A 20,316-nucleotide genomic window follows, 5' to 3' on the forward strand; every position below is an offset into this window, starting at 1 on the left:
GTTTTCATTCTTAGTTTATATTGAGGTGGGTTTTGTGTCATTGAAGAAGACGGCTCTCTGGCTTGGATTGCTGGCGCTGGTTGTGAAGTTTTCCGGCTTTTTGAGGGAGAGTATTATTGCACGGGAGTTTGGGGCGAGTCATTATACGGATGGGTATTTGCTGGCATTTTCGTTTATTACGCTTGTAATTGCGATGATTGCCGGCGGGTTTAATAATGTGTTTTTACCGCTTTATGTGAAAAATCGTAAAGATGCGCCGGAGCGGACAGAGCAGAATGCGAACGCGATTATGAATGTGACGGTCGTGCTGTTTCTCGGTATTTCTGTCGCTGGCTGGCTGCTGGCACCGTACTTCGTTCCGATCATTTACGGGCATATGAGCCCAGATACGGAAGTCACGGCGGTAGCAATTACGCGCTTTTTCTTCCTATTTATGAGTGCGATTGCGCTGAACGGCATTTTAGACTCCTATTTGCAGGGACGGCGGATTTTCGTACCTTCGCAAATTTCTAAACTATCGGCGACGCTCATGGGGGCGATTTTCGCTTTGCTGTTTTCCGACCAATGGGGCATTAACAGCTTGGCATATGGTTTCATTTTCGGAACGGTGCTCGGTATACTGATCCAGCTGTTTTATCTATTAAGAAAAGGCTGGCGCTGGAGTCCAGCGCTGAAGGTGGAAGAAGAGTTTCGCCGCGCTTTCGTCGTGCTGCTCATTCCTTCTTTGCTGAATTCAGTAGTTGGCCAGATTAATATGTTCGTCAACAAAGCGTTTGCTTCGAATACGGTGGAGGGCGCGGTCACTTATTTGAACAATGCGTCCCTCATTACGAGTATTCCGCACACGATTTACGGGACAACGATTGCTGTTATTATTTTCACCTTATTATCTGAACAAGTCGATCAGCCGAAGAAGTTCCAGGATACGTTTTTCATGGGGATGCAAATTTCCCTGCTGACGCTGGCACCGATTGCAGCAGGGTTATTTCTAGTCGGCCAGGAAGCGATTGCGTTCATCTTCCAGCGGGGAAAATTTACGGCTGATGACACGTACAACACGTACCTTGCTCTCATGTTTTACTTGCCAATCATCGTGGCGCAGGGACTGCAGTACATCGTGTCGAAGTCAATGTACGCCCGCGGGAAAACGAAGATTGTTTTTCGAATCAGCGTGACGACAATCGCTTTGAATGTCCTGCTAAACTGGCTGTTCGTCGGCCCGTTCGGCTACCCGGGCCTTGCGCTGACAAGCTCGTTCGTCTCGATTTATTACTTAACGGTCAGCACCATTTTCGTCTATAAAGATTTCGAGAAAAAAGAAGCGGCACGGCTGTTTGGCTTAATCGGCCGCGTCGTCGTTGTCACAGCAGTGATGGTCATTCCACTTTACTTGTTGAAGACCTTCACGCCGATTTCCCATTTGTATTCACTGTGGCAGCTCGCCATTATCATCCCGCTCGGCGTTCTTCTTTACGCAGCCGGCCTGTTCTTCTTTTATAAGGAAGGGTTCCGTCAAATGCTGAATTTAGTGAAGAAAAGAGCGCGGGCGTAATGAAAAAATGGATGGTGATCGCACTGGCAGCCTTATTGCTTTTAGCAGGCTGTACGGAAAAAGATCATAGTAAAAAAGCTGCTCCTATAGAAACCGTGCCGCTCGGGGAAACAAAATTGCTGCTCGACCGGGACTTAGCACTGCAAAAGAAGAAACAATCGAGTCTGTCTTCCTTTTATAAAGATGTGCGTTATACGTACGAATGGAAAAATCAAGGCCAAGTAAAGATCAACGTGCGCACGATCAACAACGGGGACCGTTTCGTCATGATCCAGCTGAGAAACACATCGAACGAGCCGCTCACATTGAAAGCGAGCGTGCCGCAGCCCGGTGCCACCGACTACTATTTTATCAACTGGCATCGGGACATAAAGCCGCGGGAGCACGATCCGGTGACCGGGAACGATCCGACGACGCCCCCGTCCGGCCTGCTCCGCTACTCAGCGGACGGCCGCTTTTTATATGAAGCCGTTGTAAGCAAGCAATATCACTCGCGGACGAAGACGAAGCTGTATGATAATGGCCAGCAAAGTACGATCCGCGAGCTGACAGCGGAAACAGAAGCGCTGACACACAGCCAGTCCGGCTTTTCTTTCACCCTGGAAGCACCGCCGAAGCAGATCGCAGAGCAATGGTTCTTACTCGCAAAAGAACCGTTGTTTACGAGTCCGGACCATTTGAGCAGCTGGATTGACTTTCAGCATGAGCACTATAAAGAAGTGAACAATTGGTTTACTGTGAATGGCGCGATGAAGAAGCTGCCGTGGTCGATTGAACCTTTTTCCAAAGAAGGCTACGGCCGCCATCTCGGCACGCTTGTGGAAAAAGCAGCCATCGACCGCTACTTTCAATTGGGGGACCGTTATTTTTACGATTTAATGGCGCAGTCGGCCGCTAATTTAATGGAATACCGCCAGCGGAAACAAAGTGTCATTTGGGAAACAGAATACACGAGTACGTGGCTGAAGCAAAAGTATGACATTACGTCTCCATATGTTGATACGCGGCATAATGAATTAATTGCTTTGTATTTATACCGCATCGGCAAAGCATTCGATGAAAAAGAATTGATGGACGCTTTGCCGGCCTACGCCGATTACTTGCTGAACTTGATTACGATCGACAACATCGTACCGACAGAAAATGGATACTTGCCAGCTGACTATTATTCAGCGCATCAAGGCAAGCAATTTATCCATACGTCGCTCAACCACGCACTGGGCGAAGCAAATATGTTCATCGAAGCGTACAAAGCAACAGGAGAAAAAAAATACTTACTTGCTGCCCGTGAAATTCGTCTCGGCATCGAATCGCTCGGCACAAAGTGGATTCGGCCGAATGGCGACCTCTGGTACCAAGTGAACCGCGACCTTACCTTCGCTGGCAGCGACTACGAACGCCTGACACTCGACGACCTCGAACGTCACGAGAAAAAATGGCAATCACTCGGCGGCAGCAAAAGCCCAGTTTTGCAAAAATTAATTGAATCGAAGAAAAAAGCGATCCAGTGAACACCGCTGGATCGCTTTTTCGCGTGGCTATGGGCTGCCAGTGTAGACACGCAGGGTTTGTGCGCGGCGGGAGGAATTTTATGCGCGCGATTTTGATCATTGTGCGCGGACACCACTTAATGCACAGAAAAAAACCCTCCAAAATTTGGAGGGGTTCAGTCACTTATTTTGCAACGGGCAGAGCAGTTACGTATGGTGCATATACGTAGGCTTCGTTGTATTTGAGTTCGTCTGAGATGACTTTTTGCCATCCAGAGATTGGCTGGCCGTTCATCACGACTGGCATGCCCTCTTCTCTATAGGCGAATTGGATCGTACCATTTGGCAGGGAACGAACGTTCAATTCTTTGACGTTCGTTAAGCCGATTTGGTATTTTCCAAAGTCTTTGCCGCCAAGTTCTTTGTCAATCCGATACATATGGCCGGCTACTTTTCCGCCCCAGTCAATGTCAGATGCATATTTAACATTGATTCCGACCCCTTTGTTTCCGGCTGCAGCACCGTTAGCGATGCTTTGCTTCCAGGCACCGACTGGGTTTGGTACGACGTAGCGGTCATTTAGGTAACCATCCGCTAAGTGATAGACACTTTCGACTGGAGACGCAAATGATTTTCCTTCTTCTGGTTTACTGTCGTAAACGGCGATACCGAACAAGTTATTGTTTAAGTACGCATGACGGCTTGTACCGAAATCACTTTCGTGGATGGCCATTGCAAGAATCAGCAGTCCATTAATCCGTTTTTCTGCTTCGACTTTTTTAATAGTAGCCCCGAGACCAAGCAGTTTGCTTTTCTTCGATGCATCTTTATATTTTGCAAGTCCTGTTGCTTCTCTCTCCGCTACTGCTTTTTTAATGTAGCTGTCCAGTTCCGCGGCAGTATAGTTCGTTGTTGTCCGTGCGGATAAAAATTGAAAGTATTGATAAGCCGTTCCAACGACGCGTCCTTGCTCATTATAAAAGGTTGCATTGTCCCAGCTGTAGTATTTTTGGCCGGCTTGCAGGAAGCTTGGTGCTTTACCAGCTGTATAGGATACATATTTTTTCCCTGCAGGATCGTAAATGAAACGCTGCAGCTCCCCGCTGCTTACCCGGTAGTAGGCACGGCCTGGTGCCCCTTCGAAAGGAACGAGCTGACTGTCGCTATGCTTCATATAATAGTCTTTGCCGCCGAGCGATACTTTCACAAAACTGTCGGTGGATGTCAAATACTTCAGTTCAGACCCTTTCGTGGCATAGGACTTTGCTGTTGTAAAGCTCTGGTCACTGTACAAGTTGACAGTCGCACCGCTGTTGCCGGCAAATACGATGCCACTGTTCGTTTTCATATGAATAATTTTGTTGTTTTTGACGATTAATTCTTGGCCCCGGCTATCCATTGCTTGTCTGGCCGCATCGAACGTGCTGTAATATGTGGAAGAGTACGTCAGCTTGCCGCTCGAATCAATATCGGCCACTTGATAAGCCTCCGACGGTGCTGGCGGTAGAGCCGGCTCTTCCGTTGGCGGTTCTGGCTGCGGTTCCGGTTCTGGCGTCGGCGGCAAGTTCGGCTCCCCGGCTTTTTTTGCTTCTAGCAGCCGATAAATAAATGCCGCTGCATGATCGCGTCTCGTATTCTCACCCGGACTGAATGTCGTGCTGGAGTAGCCGTGAATAATCCCAAGGGAAACACTTTTGCCGATCGCGATTTTGTGGGCAGAGCTTAAATGGCCAATGTCGGTAAAAGGCGGTGCTTTGTACTCGACTTCCATTCCTAAATAATTAAGCGCATTGTTGATCATAAGCGCCATGTCTTGTCTCGTAATCAAAGCATCTGGGTGGAACCGGCCATCTGATCCGCCGTTAACAATTTTCGCGGCTGCCGCAGCGTTAATGCCTCCAGCAAGCCTCAAGGAAGATGGCACGTCTTTAAAAACCGAAGACCCTTCTGGAAGCTGTAGAGCACGCGTCAGAAACGTAGCAAATTCCGCGCGGGTAACCTTTTCTCTTGCACCAAGATTCCCGTCACTATACCCTTGCATAATTCCAGCATCAGTCATCGCTTTGATTTGATCTTCTAAAGTGACAGCTGCTGCCTTCGTATGAACAGGCGAAAAAACCGGCAGTACTAGAGCAGAAGACAATAATACAGCAGCTAACTTATTTCGCTTCAATGATAAAACTCCTCTCGACAAAAAATTCCTTTTTTATACTCTATTATTCTATCGAATGAAACTTAACAATTAAATAGAAAAATAGGAAACATTTTATGAATATTTTATTAAAAAAATAGCCTTGGAAAGATTCCCAAGACTATTCATTCATGTATTATTTTGCGTTCATAGAGTTATAAATAGCTACACTAAATACTTCACGAGATGCACGATGATCTCCGTAATACTTATCAGTGTTGAAGATGCCTGTTTTGTCAATAGCGTTCATTGTAACAATTGACTCGTATGCCCAATATCCGCTGTTAATGTCTGCGTAAGAATTAGAAGCTGCTGAAGCATCGCCAAGTTTTAACTCGAATGCTCTTTGAACGATCACTGCCATTTCTGTACGAGTCATGTAGTCATCTGGACGATATGTTTTGTCTGAGAAACCATTAATGATGCCTGCTTCACGCATCGCTGCAATATCCACTGCGAAGCGGTTAGATTTCGGTACGTCTTTGAAGTGGCTCATAATTTCCGGCTTCACCTTAAGTACACGGTTAATAATAGCTGCTGCTTGTCCGCGTGTTACCGGCTCATCCGGTCTAAATGTATAATCATCAAAACCTTGGATGACATTCTTATCTGTTAGAGTCGTAATTGCCTCATAGGATGCATCACTTTTCGCTAGATCTTTGAATCCGTCAAAATGCTCGACGATGCGTTTCGCACCCGCATATTTTGGACCCCAGTAAGAGTTGCTCAAGGAAACAAGCGCAATCCCTTTACTAGATGTTGCATTTAATACCATGTTGTTGCCAGCGTAAATGCCGACATGGGAAATACCAGGTTTGTATGTATTAGCGAAAAATACTAAGTCGCCAGGTACTAATTGGCTTTTAGAAACCGATGTGCCCACTTTATATTGTTGTTCTGCCGTTCTTGGAAGGGAAATCCCTTCGTGCTTGTATACATATTGTGTAAAGCCTGAGCAGTCAAAGCCGCGTGGTGTCGTGCCGCCAAATACATAAGGAACACCCATAAACTTTTTCCCGTACTCTACTAATGATTCTCCAACCGATGCTGCTTGTACCTCTGTATGTGAAAGTGCTGGAATTGCGACTGGTGCCGTTGTCATTAACATAAAAGAAGCTAATCCACTTGCTACGATCTTTTTAAACTTATTCACTGTGAACCCCCTGAATATATTAAAAAAAGTTTCTGTCTTTTTTTCCTGTTTTTTCTCTCTGAGGATATTGTAGCAAATATAAACCTACTATTCTTTTACGTTTGCGTTACATTCACGTTTCTACACGTAATCTACAAAAAGACTGATATTACAACATTTCCACAGCCCCCATTTTTAGGAATTGGAGCGCTTTCAAAAAATTTGTCTGTTTCCTAGCATAATATATACATTTTTGTAATATTGACATGTTTTTGTAATATATCTGAATATAAAGATAATTATAAAGGGATAAAAAATGGGGAGCGCACATTTTAGCAAAAAAAAGGGGCCGCCACTTTGGACCGCCCCTCGTTGTTCTTAACGAAATCTTAGTTGTTCGTTCATTGTTTTTGCTAAAAAAGCGGAAAAACCTGCGCGGTGAATCGCCATATGAGGACGGAAGGTGCCGTCTTCAAAGCCGCTGATAATGCGATTAGCTGTCAGGCCATTAATGTATTGATAGCCTGTTACATTTGTACTGATGTCTTTAAATGAACCGGTTGTCCCACCGGCAATGTGATAGGCTTTGGCAATTAAAATCGCCATCTCCGCGCGGGTCACTTGTTCGTTCGGGCGGAAGGTGCCGTCCGGAAAGCCGGAGATGACATGGTTTTCAACAAGTGCTTGAATATAGCCGGATGCGCCGGATGCAGCGGTTACGTCTTTAAACTGCGTGCTGCGCTTTGTCCCGTCAAGATCAAGGGCTTTTCCAAGCAGAATAGCCGCTTCACTCCGTAAAATGGATTGTTCCGGTTTTATTTCCCCGTTCGTATATCCTTTCATAATTCCTTCGTAATACAAATAAGTTACGAAACGGTTATACCATTTGTTTAAAGCAACATCTTTCAATACAGGTTCTCTATTGTCAACTTTCACTTCAACAAAGTGAGTGCTCTCTTTGCCGTCAATGACCGGATGAACGTAATATTGCACCGTTCCTGCTGTTGCGTAATCAGTCATTTGCGCAGCCGTGATTCCTTCTGCGATTAGCGTGTCAAATCGGTAGACGTTGTAGTTCTTCCATTTAGCAGCTGCCTCGCTTGTGTTAATGGTGATCTTCCCTTTACCATCTGTATTGTATGAAAGCGATGCGTTTGGAACGACAGGATCTTTGTCCGTTCGTACGAGCCCGTAACCGAAGTAAGCGTCTCGCCCGGCTGCGCCAAGGTCAAGGGCATTCCTTTGTAAAAGCTCCCGGATCTGTTTGTTCGTCATATACGGGTACTTTTCTTTATATAGTGCCGCCATACCGACAACGTAAGGAGAGGCCATAGACGTACCAGACATCGTTCGATACCCGTTTCCTTTTAACGAAGTGGGATAGGTACTATAAATCTTCTCTCCAGGTGCTGCGAGTTCGACTTCTTGGCCGACGGAAGCAAGTGCGCCGTGTTTTTTATTGACATCTATAGAAGAAACCGCAATCACTTCTGGAAACTTAGCTGGATATTGAACAGATGACGGTTCTCCAGTTAATGGCTTCCCTTTATTTCCTGCTGCTGCGACGACGAGAATGCCGCTGTCGTATGCCCGCTTAACCATTTGCCCCAACTGGCTGTCCTCGTAAGGCGTGGTAATACTAATATTAATGATATCCATTTTATTTTTAATCGCCCATTCGACTCCAGCCATGATGGTCGCTGTCGAGCCTTCACCGAATTCATTGAGCACTTTCACAGCATAAATTTGCGCGTCAGGCGCGATGCCGACAATACCGCTGTTATCATCTTTAGCGGCGATGATCCCCGCAACGTGGGTACCGTGCCCGTTGTCATCGTTGTAAGCGTTCTTGCAGCCATCGATGGTGAGTATGTCCGTCATACAGGCACCGCCGGCTGCTTGAAGATCTGGGTGCTTCGCATCAATTCCGGAATCAAGAATCCCGACCTTTACTCCTTTTCCAGACAGCGTACCTGGCACGCGCTTGTCCGCTTCAACTGCCTTATAGCCCCAGTCTGCCGGCGGATCATTCGTTTGCAGCTGCTCGCTCTTTTGCAGCGGCTGATCGTATTCGATCGATTGAATCTCTGGATGAAACGCTAATAACTTTTTTTGAGCATCTGTCAATTCCACAACAGCTGCCGGCAATTCATCAAATATGTATTTGACCTCTGCCGTATAATCTTCTAGCAATGAACGATCTACTTCTTCATTAAATAAAATAATAGCTCTCTTTTGCACAAGCCCGTTTGCATTTGCGGCAGATGGAGAAACGTAAAGAAAGAGAAGCGCAGCAAACATCAGAAGCAAATATTTCACTATGTTACTCAAAGCGATCACCTCTCCTTTTGTAAAAAAATAATAATAAGCTATGTTCATGATGGTTGTTGATGGGAGCGGAAGGCACGAGACTCCAGCGGAACTCAACAGGGGCATTTAACAAAGCCCAAAAAAATAAAGGAGACAGCACGCTGCCTCCTTTTCATTGTAACTTTTACTTTATTAGAATTCTATTTTAATATTTTCCTATTTTGCAACATCGTATAGGGCATCTACCTCATAGCCTTTGGCTTTGTAGTAGTCCAATGTACCGAGGTAAATCGCTTTCGCCGCGGCATTTCTCCAATAGTCTGAACGAAGCTTGTCATTGTCGCCTTTATTGTCAATAAAGCCTAGTTCCGTTAAAACAGCCGGCATCGTATTTTCACGAATAACGTGGAAGCTGCCGTGCTTGATGCCACGATTTTGTAAGTTCAGTGCCGCAAGGAGACGGTTTTGAATTTTTGATGCCAGCAATTTGCTGTCATCGGTGTTCGGATTTTGGTAAGCAGCGTTGTAGAAATACGTTTCAATGCCATTGCCTGCTCCATTAGAAGCATTTGCGTGAATGCTGATAAACGTATTTGCACTGACTGATTTAGCGTAGCTGACCCGGCCGCTTAATGTCACAAACGTATCCGTTGAGCGCGTCATTTTTACCTGAAATGGTGTTTGTTTGAATAAGTTATTTACTTTCAAACCAGTGTCGAGGACAACATCCTTCTCTTTAATTCCATAACCAACGGCTCCAGAGTCACCGCCGCCATGGCCCGGATCAAGAACGATCACTTGCTTAGCGATGCGTGGATCAACATTGCCTGCGTTCGTTGCTTCGGCCGTATCACGCAAGTAAGCGCTGTGCACGAATCCTTGAAGTGAACCGTATTTAATATAGTTCCACGCGCCTACTTTATACGCACTTATTACTTGCTCATCTTGCTTAGCCGCTCCCACTTTCGGATACGCATCGCTTGGACCCGTACGGATATTTAAGCTGTCTACGTTAATCCAGCGGGAATCTTTAAAGTCGACCGTATTTTCTTTGACACGAAATTCCGGATTAATGGCACGCGCCAAAAAGACAGAGAAATCAGCACGGATAATCCATTCATCCGCACCAAAAGAGCCGTCTGCTTTTCCTTCGGCAATGCCGCGGGATTTCAGAGCTTCGGCTGCAACAGACAATTTGTTGTCATACTTATACCCAAACGCTTTGCTGATCATGACAGCCATTTCCCCGCGTGTTACTTCTTGATAAGGATGGAATGACTTATCACTATATCCAGAGAGAATGCCTTTTTCAACAGCAGACTGTATGTAGCCCGAAGCAACCATTCCAGAACCGACATCTTTAAAATCTGTTGGACGTTTTGTACCATTCAGCTGAAGAGCACGTCCAATAAATGTAGCGGCCTCTGCGCGGGTCACACGCTTATTCGGGCTGAATTCTCCCGCAGAAGAACCTTGGGCAATGCCTCCCTTAGCTAAGTAATAAATCTCCTTCATTGCTCGATGAGAAGCTCCTACATCCGTAAAACTTCCTGCAGCCTGGGCTGTATGTTTAATTCCGAATAGAGGAATGACCAAAAAAAACGACAAAATAACCAAAAAGGTACTCCTTTTCACACCTCTACCTCCTATCTTATTTTTTTCCATTCTATCATATCCATTCGACAACAACCGACGATCTCCTAAACTACTTTTTAAAGTTTATTGAACATTATTACTAACAAATTAAGTAATTGTATATTTACCCTAAAATTGCCATAACAGAGTAATGTTTGTAATATTTATGAAAAAATACTAAATATTTAAACATTTTATGATGTTAGCAGTTGACCGCATCAGATACAAAGGATTTTACGCCCATCTTTTTTCTCTTGCTTTTTTGTTTTATAATGAAAAGATACGAATTTCACAGGGATGCTCGGTGCAAGCGAAAAATTTTTCGTTTGCTTATCTCGTGTTTATACATAGAAACAGGGGTAGAGGAGGATGGCTCATGTCTGTTCATTCAGAAACGTTAAAGAGTCAATTGGGTGCTTTTGGAACGGAATTAAAGAAGGAACTGAGTCCGGCTTTATCCGGGGATCAATCCATTATAGAAAGCGGGCTGCGGCTATACGCAGAGGCGCGGGCAACCGTGGATGAAACGTCCGGCAAGTTCATTGCTGGTTCAGTAGAGCAGCCCGATGGCCGGTCATTAACTGTACATCTTGATTTGATCTTCCCTGCTTCAAGCAGATGCACTTGCCAAGCAGAGTCTTGGTGTGCCCATCAAATTGCACTTTTCTTTGAAGCATTCCACGATTATACGGAATCTGTTTATGACTTTGCAGATGAATGGCTGACTGCTCCGCAAAGCCCATCAGCCATCCCAGGTGTCATGCGGGCAAGTGATTTATTAAAAACAAAAAGGGCCGCTGATGATGGCCCGGATGCCTGGATGAATAGGATCAAACATACTGCGCAAGATCGGCTGCCCCCCGGCTCTGTGCTCCGCAATCCGTATGTTATCGAATACGAGGGAAGAAATGTATATGAAGATCTATTAAAGCGTCGGCCCACTAAACGTGAATGGCAGCCGCTCTATGAATTATATGTAAGCTGCGGGCTGCTGTCTTACATCACCGAGCAATTGAACGAAACCGCCATTTCCCGGGAGTTACTGTACCGCTCTTGTTCCTCTTTTTTATTTTACTTAGTGGAAGAAGCGGCTGATGCAGCCGAAAACATCGGGGTGCACGCCCTGCCTTTTGAATTTGATTCATATATTAATTATTTGCGCCGGGAAACAGCCCGCCTGTTAGCACCAGAACATCAAGTGTTTGCCTCACAGCGCATTGATTTGTACCGCCATTTATGGACCTCTCTTTTTAAGCGGGAATCATGGCGGAAAGAAGAACGGCTGCGGCTGCATTCATTCATAAGGGAACACAATGGGCTCACCGCATCGATCGGACTTCTTCATCAGCTTTATTTAGCGAATGAATTGGAGGACTTTATCTCTTTTGCTAAAGATCTTCCAGATACAGGTGTGGACTTGTACTTATTTTGGCTGGCGGAATCATTCAATGCCAAACAGTATGAAAAAGCACGGATGCTTATTCAAATCATCGAAAAAAAGCTGGAAGGCTATTTGGAAGAGCTCGAACAGATGGACAGCATGCAAAGCCGACGGTTCGTTCATTGGTTTTTATCTTATATTGATACGGAGTGGCTGATGGCGAAAGAACCGCTTCTTTACAAAAGCCTGTTGGAGCAGATGCTGCCGTACAGCTTTTCAGACTTAAGCTTTTACCTCATTAGTGCCGGACAATACCGTGAATGGGTGGAGCTTGTGATATGGATGGACAGCGATCTGACGGATCTTGACCGGAATGGCCTGAAAGAAGCTGCCAAGCATGCCCCAAGGGAAGTTTTGCCGCTTTATCATCACGGCATTCTCCGGCTGATTGAAGAACGCAACCGCGCAAGCTATAAGAAAGCCGTCCGCTACTTAAAACGGCTGCGAACACTGTATAAAAAATTAAAACAAGCCGATCGTTGGGACGTATATATCCATCACCTTCTGGAAGAAAAGAAACGGCTGCGAGCTTTCCAGGAGGAGTGCAGAAAGGGTCAGTTAACGGATGCTTAAAACAAGAGCAATCACGATTCATATAGAATGGACAGAAAATAACCAGTTTTTCCTCTGGGCAACGACAGACGTGGATGTTCCCGTTCCGCCTGCCAGATGGGTCAAGCAGCTGTTTCTCAGCCACGAGGAAAGTTTTTATGGCTCCTTGCTGCAAGACGTTTCCTATAAAGGAACAAACGGCATTCTTTTGTCTGTCTGGCAGTGGGTCACCTTATTTAAAAGTGAACAGTTCAACCGCTTTATCCGCTGGGAATGGGATGAACTCGGAGATTTCAGCCTTGCGATTGCGCCAACAATTTACGAAGCGATTACAGACGGAACTTTTTTACCGGAATTTAAAGAAGATGGCATGTCCTTTAGAGTGCCAGATTCCGTCTGGGAGGAATTCAATCCGGAGTTTTGGGAAGACTCGGTCATACACATGAGTAACCGCAAGCTCGTCACTTCCTTGTTTCATATATGTGCGGAACAAGCCTTTGAAGAAGCTGGAGGCATGTTCACGCGAGTAAGCCGGCTGGCTGGCGGCAAGCTGACACCTGAGGAGCTGAATCGTTATTTTGATGCATCCCGCTGGAGGCAATGGCTTGGAACGGAAGAAAGCGCCGCTCCGTTTACTGCGGGACTCCGATTAACGGAACCTGCAGAAGACAGCAGTGAATGGTCATTGGAAACCGTGTTGATCAACCGTAAGAACACGGAAAAGGTATATCCGTTAAATGGAAAGGTTCCAAAGAGCTGGGTCCCTTATCTTGCTGAAGCAGAGGAAGAGCAGGCACGCTGGCTCCGTCTCTTCCACTGGCTGGAAGAAGCAGGTTCACTCCGTTCCTCTCTTTCCGAAGAGATGGCTTTTCTATTTTTAACAGAGGCGAGCGAAAAATTTATGCAGCTTGGTGTTCCAATCCTATTGCCGTCGTGGTGGGAATCCATTCGGAATGCCTCACTTTCTTTATCTGCCAAGGTGTCTTCAACGGCGACGGTCCGTCCTTCTTTCGTTGGTCTGCAGGCCATTCTCGATTTTAACTGGCGGCTGTCAATGAACGGCGTGGACTTATCTGAAGAGGAATTTATGGAATTGACCGCAAACAGCCGCCGGCTCGTGAAGGTCAACGGTGAATGGATTCAACTGGACCCTGAAATGGTGCGCAAAATCCAAGGCTTAATGAAAAAAGCGAAAAAAGAAGGACTGCGCCTTCAAGACTTGCTGGAGCAGGAACTCGTTCCCGAAGAGGAACTGACAGACGACTGGACCGATCCGCGGCTATTTGCTCATATTCAAATTGAACTGAACCGCTCATTCAAAAAAATGATCGATCAGCTCAAAAATGTCTCGTCCATTCCACTCGTACCCGCTCCAGCTGATCTTCATGCTGACTTGCGGCCATATCAGCAGTTCGGTATGAGCTGGCTGCTATTTTTACGCTCATGCGGATTTGGGGCGGTGCTGGCGGATGATATGGGACTCGGAAAAACCATTCAGCTCATTTCTTACTTGCTGCACGTGAAAAAACAAGAACAGCCAAAGACACCCTCACTGATCATTTGTCCGACTTCTGTGCTTGGCAACTGGCAGAAAGAACTTGAGCGTTTCGCCCCCGGCCTACAAGTTGCGCTTCATTACGGAAGCAGCCGAAAGCAGGGAGAAGACTTTGAACAAATGGCCAAAGAGGCAGATGTGATCCTGACAACATACGGCCTTTCCCATCTTGATTTTGAAACGCTGGCCGCCGTTGAATGGAGTACGGTCGCGCTTGATGAAGCGCAAAATATAAAAAACGCCCAAACGAAGCAGTCAAGAGCGATCCGCAAGCTAACAGGCCGCCATCATATTGCGCTAACCGGCACACCAATGGAAAATCGGCTCTCTGAACTGTGGGCTATTTTTGACTTTACCAACCACGGGTACTTGAACAGCTTGTCTCACTTTCAAAAGCATTACATTGTTCCAATCGAAAAAGACGGCATGAAAGTAAAGATTGAACAGCTGCAAGCGAAGATTCGGCCATTTTTGCTGCGGCGGACGAAGAAGGACCCAGAAGTCGAGTTAAACCTTCCCGACAAGCTCGAACAGAAGGAATACTGTCCACTCACAACTGAACAGGCAGTACTCTATGAACAGCTCGTCAATGAAACGATGGAAGAAATCGGGAAGCTGGCTGCTTTCGAGCGCCGCGGGCTGATCTTGCAAATGCTGAACAAAATTAAGCAGTTATGCAACCACCCTGCTCTTTATTTAAAAGAACAGGAGCCGTTACATATTGTTGAGCGCTCAGAAAAAATGAACAAACTGATGGAACTGATCGAGAATATCATTGAACGCAAAGAAGCCTGCTTAATATTTACTCAGTACATTGGCATGGGAGAAATGATGAAGCAGGAATTGGAACAGCGCTTCTCCATTCCCGTTCCTTTTTTAAACGGAAGCACCTCTAAAGATCAACGCGACCGCCTCGTTGCACAATTTCAAGAGGGACATTTCCCAGTCTTTTTGTTATCTCTAAAAGCGGGCGGCACGGGGCTAAACTTAACCGCCGCCAATCATGTCATTCATTTTGACCGCTGGTGGAATCCAGCAGTCGAAAATCAAGCGACCGACCGGGCATATCGGATTGGCCAAAATCGCTTCGTTCACGTTCATAAAATGATTACAACCGGGACACTCGAAGAAAAAATTGATTTTATGCTGGAGAAAAAACAAGCACTGAACGATGAAATCATTAGCAGTGACCAGTGGCTGACAGAGCTGGACGATGATGAACTGAAAAAATTGCTGCAATTAGAGCATTAATGCTCTCCCTGCTTCTTATGTTTTAAGCTATGTTCATGACTATTATTGGTTAGAACGGAAATCCGCAGCGGATTTTAATAAAGCCATGGTTTATGTAAAGTGTAGGAATCAAGTGAAGAGGAGAATGGGATTATTTGATGAAAGAGCCGGTTCAGAGGATGAGCCGGCTCTTTTAAATGAAGGGGTTCTTGCGGAGATCCGTCGATCGTGGAGCCAGTTTGGCTAAATAGAATAGATAATTTCAGTATCATTTAACACGGAATAATTGGTTGTTGGGCGGCCGGCTTGGGGTACTCATGAGGGTGTTGTTGTTCCATGCATTTTACTTTTTCTTCAACAACACGAAGTCTGGCAAGCGTTTTTCCGAGGCAGTAAGTCATTTCTTCTATTCTTTTCTCTAATCTCTCATTTGTCAGCATTTCCATCACCCTTTTCTTTCTTTTAAGGAATCGTTAAAATCGGCAGAAGTTCCATAGAATCCGAGCGTTTCTTGTCCATAAATCGAACAGTATGAACGCTTACTTCCGTTACATATACTCTCTTCCCATTTTGATCTTCATAATTCCGTGTCTGAATCGTGCCAAGTACACCAACGAGCGAGCCTTTTTGACAATACTTTGCTGTATTTTCCGCGGATTTACCCCAAATGGTACAATAAATAAAATCGGTTTCCGCTATCCCCTGCTGATTGCGGTATGGCCGGTTGACAGCTATCGTCATATTCAAAAACGGCCGTCCCTCAGCCGTGTACTTTACCTCAGGATCTTTCGTCAGCCTTCCAACAAGCGTCACTTGGTTAATCACTCTGCTCACCTCCTTTCACTCAAGCTGCCCTTATCATAGTAAGGAAACATATAAGGGTAAAATCCATATTTCATGTCTACCGCTCCATATTTTTGAAAAAGTTAACGTTTCCCCCTGCAAAGATTTCTATCTCCATAGGAAACGTTAAAAATCCATCCATTCAACTTTGTATAGTTCTTCCTAAGAACGTGCTATACTTTTCATAAGGAAGCAATTGACAAAGAAGGGAGCATGATTGACATGAAGACCTTTAAAGTTGCCGGCTTTTACCTCGCTGGACAAAATAATGCCCAAGAAATCCGGCTGCTAGATGGATTAATCATCAATAGAGAAGACGAGAAGCAGTCTTGGCTGATTGAATTATTCGTTGATCCTTGCTATGAAGAATTGCTGCGGTCATATGAAAAACAAAAAGATGAGTTGAAAGTCCAAGTAATCATTACTCATCCGAGCAATGACCCCGCCCTCTTCTCTGCACAAATAAGGGCATTGAATAAACTTGAAAATGGGATCAATGTTCTATTTGAGGGCGAGCTTTTACACATGCGCAATGAATACGCCAAACAAATTCTCGCTGATCTCGTCCATGAAGGGCTTGAAGGAGAAGAGCTGATCGAAACATTTGACATATACTTAAGACAACGTAAAAATGCACGATCCGATAAAACGTCTTAACAACAGAGCCTGCGAAAAAATAGATATCGTTAGGCTTTTTTCGCATGCGCATGTTTATGGAAAAACTCGTCATAAAGGGCATTCTCCATACCAAAGAGGCGAACCTTTGGAATGCAAAAAGGGCTGCCTCTTTTGCAAGGCTGCCCTTTAGTGAATCATACCGGACTCTAGTTCGTCCTGGCCTGTATCGATTTTATGCTGAAGCTTTTGAATAATATATTGAATGTCCTGTTTGCGATAATCACGGACTGGCAATTCTCTTTCATAAGCATGGTAATAAAGAAGGGCTGCTAGAGACAATTCAAAGTCGTCTGCCGGCATCAGTTGCTCTTCTTTTTTTTTAGCTGTTCGCTTAAAAAATCAATATAAAACTTTGCTTCCATTCGGCAGGAAAAATCAAAGTCCGTTCCCGCTTCTTTCTGTAAAGCTTCCAGCTCTTCTAACTGATCCGATGTCGGCTCTTCTGAAAGAACTCTTTCAACGACTTCATTGATCTTTTCAGCTAATTCCTCATGAAATTCCGGGCTCGATTTAATTTCTTCGCTCACTTTGTCATACCATGACGCACTCGTATGGATGTACGTTTTCCATTCGTTAAAAAAGTCTTCGAAGCGATAGACTTTTTCATCCCACATAATTTTAGCCATATATTGTTCAAATGATGTCTTAATAGATCGAGTGATACTTATTTTTATACCTTGAGATAAGCTGCTGAACATTGACAATAAGTACCTCCTAGAAAGTCCTGATGAACCTTTGTAAAAATGATAACATCTTATACTTTAACACACTTATACAGGATTTGACAAAGATTTTCAAAATAAAAAACAGGGAAATGGCTCCCTGTTTTTTTATTCATTTTTTTTGTTGTCGTCACGCTGCATATCCTTTTGCTGTTCCAGCGGCGGATTTTCGTCTTCTACCACGTTGCGATCATCTGTCATGTCTTCGTCTGCCCCATGCAGATCATCTTCAACGTTATTTTCCGCATCATTCATATCGTTCTCTGCATCATTTTTTACGTCGTTAGCATCGTCATTGACATCCTGCTGGTCTTCTTTTATCGGATTTTCATCTGTGTCATCTGCTGGACCATTATTATTTCCGCACCCCATGAGCAGCATCGCCGCAAGTGCAGAACTTCCCGCAAAGTATAAAAGCCTTTTTTTCATCTTAGCCCCTCCTTTCTCTTCTGTTATTTACTTCTTTTCTTACCTTTCCCATTTCGAGAAAAATTACACAAAAAAACTGCCTCCAAAGAGACAGTTATTTCAAGGCAAATGTAATTTCTGCTTCACAGGCTATTTCACCATTCACTGTAGCAACTGCTTTTCCTTTGCCGACTGGTCCGCGTAAACGTGTCATTTCTACTTCAAGGCGAAGCTGATCGCCAGGGCGCACTTGACGTTTGAAACGACAGCCGTCAATTCCTGCAAAAAAAGCAAGCTTGCCACGGTTTTCTTCTTTGATCAACATCGCAACAGCTCCTACTTGAGCGAGAGCTTCAACGATTAACACACCTGGCATCACAGGATACTCTGGAAAATGACCGTTGAAAAACTCTTCATTCGCTGTTACATTTTTAATGCCTATCGCTCGTTTTCCTTCTTCTACTTCAAGAATTTGATCAATAAGAAGGAATGGATAGCGATGAGGAATCACTTCTTTAATTTGCTGAATATCTAGCATGTTATTTCGCCACCTTATAATAAACTATTGATTAATACTTCGGCTAAATGGAGCCACGTTTGGGGAAGGAAGACATCGAGCGGGTTTCCATTCCCAATCATACTGTAACCAACGATCGCTCCTATCGTTCCAAAGAGCCATATAAAAAATACATTGACAACGAATCGGCCGAGCGGCGTCAGCTGGGTGCGCTTTTTCTTTCTTTGCAGACTTTCCGTCACGTTGTTTCGTCCCCTCTAGCGTACGCCGTTAATAAGCCCCATCATTTGGTCAGCCAGAGAAATGGTACGAGATTGAAATTGATAGGCGCGCTGCACGTTCAGTGATTCGGTCATTTCTTTCGCAAGGTCAACATTTGACTTTTCGAGCGTTCCTTGCTGTAAAGCAATCTCCGCACGGCCAGCAGCCGTCAGCTCTTGCAAAACTTGATTTTCAGCAATCGCCGGGTTATCAGGCAGCGTTAATAGATTCGAGCCTGCCTGCGTTAACAGCTGGGGCTTTTTTACTTCTACGACTCCAAGGTTGAATGTTTGTCCACCAGCGCGCAGTCTCCCGCCCGCTTCCAGCGTAATGTCCCCGCTGTCCGTTCGGAACGTGATGGGCTGGTTGTTCTCCCCAAGCACTGGGCGGCCTTCTTTTGTGACAAGCATCACTTCGTTCGCATTAACCGGAGTAACCGCGAACGAACCGTCTCGGGTGTAGTGAATCTTTCCCCGTCCGTTTTCCTGGACGAGTACTTTAAAAAATTGGTTTTCTTTCGTAAAAGCAAAATCTAGCTGCCGCTCTGTCTGACTAATGTTTCCTTGCGTTCCTGCCATTTGTGTCTGGGCAATTCGCGCACCCGTTCCAACACGAATACCTGTCGGCGTCAAACGCCCAGCTTCTTCGTTCGGACGGAGCATATTCATCACATTTTGATTTAATAAGTCTGTAAAAGAAGCATCCCGGCGTTTGTATCCATTTGTATCAATATTAGCAATATTGTTGCTGATGATATCGAGCTTTTTCTGCAATTGACTTAATGTATTTACGGATGTAATCAATGTCTGATTCATTCATGATCCTCCCGGGAAGATTAGTTCAGGCTGGCTGTTGACAAACACTCGCTTTCCGCAGTGCTCATGCCTCCTTGACCCCTACGCGCCCCGAAAGACAAGAGGTTTCAAGCAGCATGCGGGTCTCTAATAGAGACTTGTCTATACTCTGCCAATTTCATTAGCAGCTTTCTCCATGCTGCGGTCATAAGCAGTCAATAATTTTTGGTTCGCTTCAAACGTTCGGTAGGCCGACATCATGTCCGTCATTGTCCGAGCAGTATCCACGTTAGATCCTTCTACAAACCCTTGCTGTATGCGAAATTGCACATCATTTCTAGAAGAAACGTCAGGCAGTTCGCCATCTTCGAGTCGAAACAGCCCATCGCCTTCCTTAATAAGCAAATGTGGATTTTCTGCAAAAGCTACGCCAATCTGGCCTGCTGGTCGTCCTTCCTCTGTAATCCGTCCGCTTTCATCAATCGCGATTTCTTCTGAATTCAGCACAATCCGATTACCAGCTGGATCAAGAACGTAATGACCGCTTGCCGTTGTTAAGAAGCCGGAAGCATCCAATGTGAAGTTTCCATTGCGCGTATAGCGCTGAATGCCGTCCTGGCCTTGTATTTTATAGAAAGTCATTCCACTTTGTCCAGTGTCTTCATTCACAGGCACATTGACATCTAAAAGAGCGACATCCGTTTTGAACCCTGTTTCCCGCAAATCTCCCTGCGCAAAATTAGGGATCGTCTCCTGCACGTATACGCCTGTGTTTAACGCACCGATATGCGGTTCAAAAGGAAGATTCAGCTTTCTTCGAACAGGGATAGGCACCTGATCGATCCGCTGCAGAAGCATTTCTGGAAAAGCCCGCACGGAAGACTGATCAGCTTTATAACCAGGTGTATGAGCATTTGACATATTATTAGAAAGCATTTCGGTCCGGCGCTGCTGCGCAATCATCCCTGAAGCTGCTGTATAAAATCCGCGAAACATATACCCACC

Annotated in this window: 18 protein-coding genes; 5 read left to right on the forward strand and 13 right to left on the reverse strand. The window is 45.2% G+C overall.

The features are described 5' to 3' along the window. The first annotated feature begins 34 nt into the window (after positions 1-34). Complete coding sequence (murJ, locus tag QYG89_RS07825) at positions 35-1,552, forward strand: murein biosynthesis integral membrane protein MurJ (RefSeq protein ID WP_404316296.1); 1,518 nt, start codon at positions 35-37, stop codon at positions 1,550-1,552. Beyond that, positions 1,552-3,063, forward strand: coding sequence for a hypothetical protein (locus tag QYG89_RS07830; RefSeq protein ID WP_404316298.1), 1,512 nt, complete (start codon positions 1,552-1,554; stop codon positions 3,061-3,063). Before murJ ends, QYG89_RS07830 begins: the two co-directional genes overlap by 1 nt. Before the next feature lie 163 nt (positions 3,064-3,226). Here QYG89_RS07830 and QYG89_RS07835 read toward each other — a convergent pair whose 3' ends face one another. The 4 genes from QYG89_RS07835 to QYG89_RS07850 all read right to left on the reverse strand — a co-directional run bounded on the left by QYG89_RS07835 (position 3,227) and on the right by QYG89_RS07850 (position 10,310). After that, complete coding sequence (locus QYG89_RS07835; RefSeq protein ID WP_404316300.1) at positions 3,227-5,215, reverse strand: S-layer homology domain-containing protein; 1,989 nt, start codon at positions 5,213-5,215, stop codon at positions 3,227-3,229. A 154-nt stretch (positions 5,216-5,369) separates the two neighbouring features. Next, positions 5,370-6,386 carry a C40 family peptidase gene (locus QYG89_RS07840; RefSeq protein WP_404316302.1) on the reverse strand — a complete coding sequence of 339 codons (1,017 nt, stop codon included), beginning with the start codon at positions 6,384-6,386 and terminating at the stop codon, positions 5,370-5,372. A 357-nt stretch (positions 6,387-6,743) separates the two neighbouring features. Further along, a complete protein-coding gene (locus QYG89_RS07845; protein WP_404316305.1) occupies positions 6,744-8,696 on the reverse strand; it encodes a S8 family serine peptidase in 1,953 nt (650 codons plus the stop codon). 195 nt (positions 8,697-8,891) lie between these two features. Continuing rightward, a complete protein-coding gene (locus QYG89_RS07850; protein WP_404316307.1) occupies positions 8,892-10,310 on the reverse strand; it encodes an N-acetylmuramoyl-L-alanine amidase in 1,419 nt (472 codons plus the stop codon). A 376-nt stretch (positions 10,311-10,686) separates the two neighbouring features. On the opposite strand from QYG89_RS07850, the gene QYG89_RS07855 reads away from it, so the two are divergent. Together QYG89_RS07855 and QYG89_RS07860 are read left to right on the forward strand one after the other, a co-directional pair. Beyond that, positions 10,687-12,324 carry a hypothetical protein gene (locus QYG89_RS07855; RefSeq protein WP_404316309.1) on the forward strand — a complete coding sequence of 546 codons (1,638 nt, stop codon included), beginning with the start codon at positions 10,687-10,689 and terminating at the stop codon, positions 12,322-12,324. Continuing rightward, positions 12,317-15,109, forward strand: a complete 2,793-nt coding sequence (locus tag QYG89_RS07860) for a DEAD/DEAH box helicase (RefSeq protein WP_404316311.1) — start codon at positions 12,317-12,319, stop codon at positions 15,107-15,109. The genes QYG89_RS07855 and QYG89_RS07860 overlap by 8 nt, the downstream gene beginning before the upstream one ends. A 251-nt stretch (positions 15,110-15,360) precedes the next feature. Here the strand turns inward: QYG89_RS07860 and QYG89_RS07865 are convergent, their stop codons facing one another. Together QYG89_RS07865 and QYG89_RS07870 are read right to left on the reverse strand one after the other, a co-directional pair. Continuing rightward, entirely contained in the window at positions 15,361-15,528 is a 168-nt protein-coding gene (locus tag QYG89_RS07865) for a hypothetical protein (protein ID WP_404316313.1), read from the reverse strand. 22 nt (positions 15,529-15,550) lie between these two features. Beyond that, positions 15,551-15,913: a single-stranded DNA-binding protein gene (locus QYG89_RS07870; RefSeq protein ID WP_404316315.1), complete on the reverse strand. Its 363-nt coding sequence runs from the start codon at positions 15,911-15,913 to the stop codon at positions 15,551-15,553. A 240-nt stretch (positions 15,914-16,153) separates the two neighbouring features. Between QYG89_RS07870 and QYG89_RS07875 the strand changes: the two genes are divergently transcribed. Next, positions 16,154-16,588 (forward strand): YwpF family protein, encoded by a 435-nt coding sequence (locus QYG89_RS07875; RefSeq protein WP_404316317.1) that lies wholly within the window; start codon positions 16,154-16,156, stop codon positions 16,586-16,588. Positions 16,589-16,735: 147 nt separating this feature from the next. On the opposite strand, the gene QYG89_RS07880 is transcribed toward QYG89_RS07875, so the two are convergent. The 7 genes from QYG89_RS07880 to QYG89_RS07910 all read right to left on the reverse strand — a co-directional run bounded on the left by QYG89_RS07880 (position 16,736) and on the right by QYG89_RS07910 (position 20,307). Further along, the gene (locus QYG89_RS07880) at positions 16,736-16,909 is read right to left on the reverse strand and encodes a hypothetical protein (protein WP_404316319.1); all 174 of its coding nucleotides are present in this window, start codon (positions 16,907-16,909) and stop codon (positions 16,736-16,738) included. Further along, positions 16,909-17,307, reverse strand: a complete 399-nt coding sequence (locus tag QYG89_RS07885) for a hypothetical protein (RefSeq protein ID WP_404316587.1) — start codon at positions 17,305-17,307, stop codon at positions 16,909-16,911. The genes QYG89_RS07880 and QYG89_RS07885 overlap by 1 nt, the downstream gene beginning before the upstream one ends. A 132-nt stretch (positions 17,308-17,439) precedes the next feature. After that, on the reverse strand, positions 17,440-17,760 hold the full coding sequence (locus QYG89_RS07890; protein WP_404316321.1) for a hypothetical protein: 321 nt from the start codon (positions 17,758-17,760) through the stop codon (positions 17,440-17,442). A 94-nt stretch (positions 17,761-17,854) separates the two neighbouring features. Next, entirely contained in the window at positions 17,855-18,277 is a 423-nt protein-coding gene (gene fabZ, locus QYG89_RS07895) for a 3-hydroxyacyl-ACP dehydratase FabZ (RefSeq protein WP_404316323.1), read from the reverse strand. Positions 18,278-18,291: 14 nt separating this feature from the next. Beyond that, positions 18,292-18,498 carry a DNA-directed RNA polymerase subunit beta gene (locus QYG89_RS07900; protein WP_404316325.1) on the reverse strand — a complete coding sequence of 69 codons (207 nt, stop codon included), beginning with the start codon at positions 18,496-18,498 and terminating at the stop codon, positions 18,292-18,294. 15 nt (positions 18,499-18,513) lie between these two features. Further along, positions 18,514-19,332 carry a flagellar hook-basal body protein gene (locus QYG89_RS07905; RefSeq protein ID WP_404316328.1) on the reverse strand — a complete coding sequence of 273 codons (819 nt, stop codon included), beginning with the start codon at positions 19,330-19,332 and terminating at the stop codon, positions 18,514-18,516. A gap of 141 nt (positions 19,333-19,473) precedes the next feature. Then, positions 19,474-20,307 carry a flagellar hook-basal body protein gene (locus QYG89_RS07910; protein WP_404316330.1) on the reverse strand — a complete coding sequence of 278 codons (834 nt, stop codon included), beginning with the start codon at positions 20,305-20,307 and terminating at the stop codon, positions 19,474-19,476. Between the last annotated feature and the right edge of the window lie 9 nt (positions 20,308-20,316).

It is taken from the genome of Bacillus lumedeiriae (assembly GCF_044891285.1).
Taxonomy (GTDB): domain Bacteria; phylum Bacillota; class Bacilli; order Bacillales; family Domibacillaceae; genus Pseudobacillus; species Pseudobacillus lumedeiriae.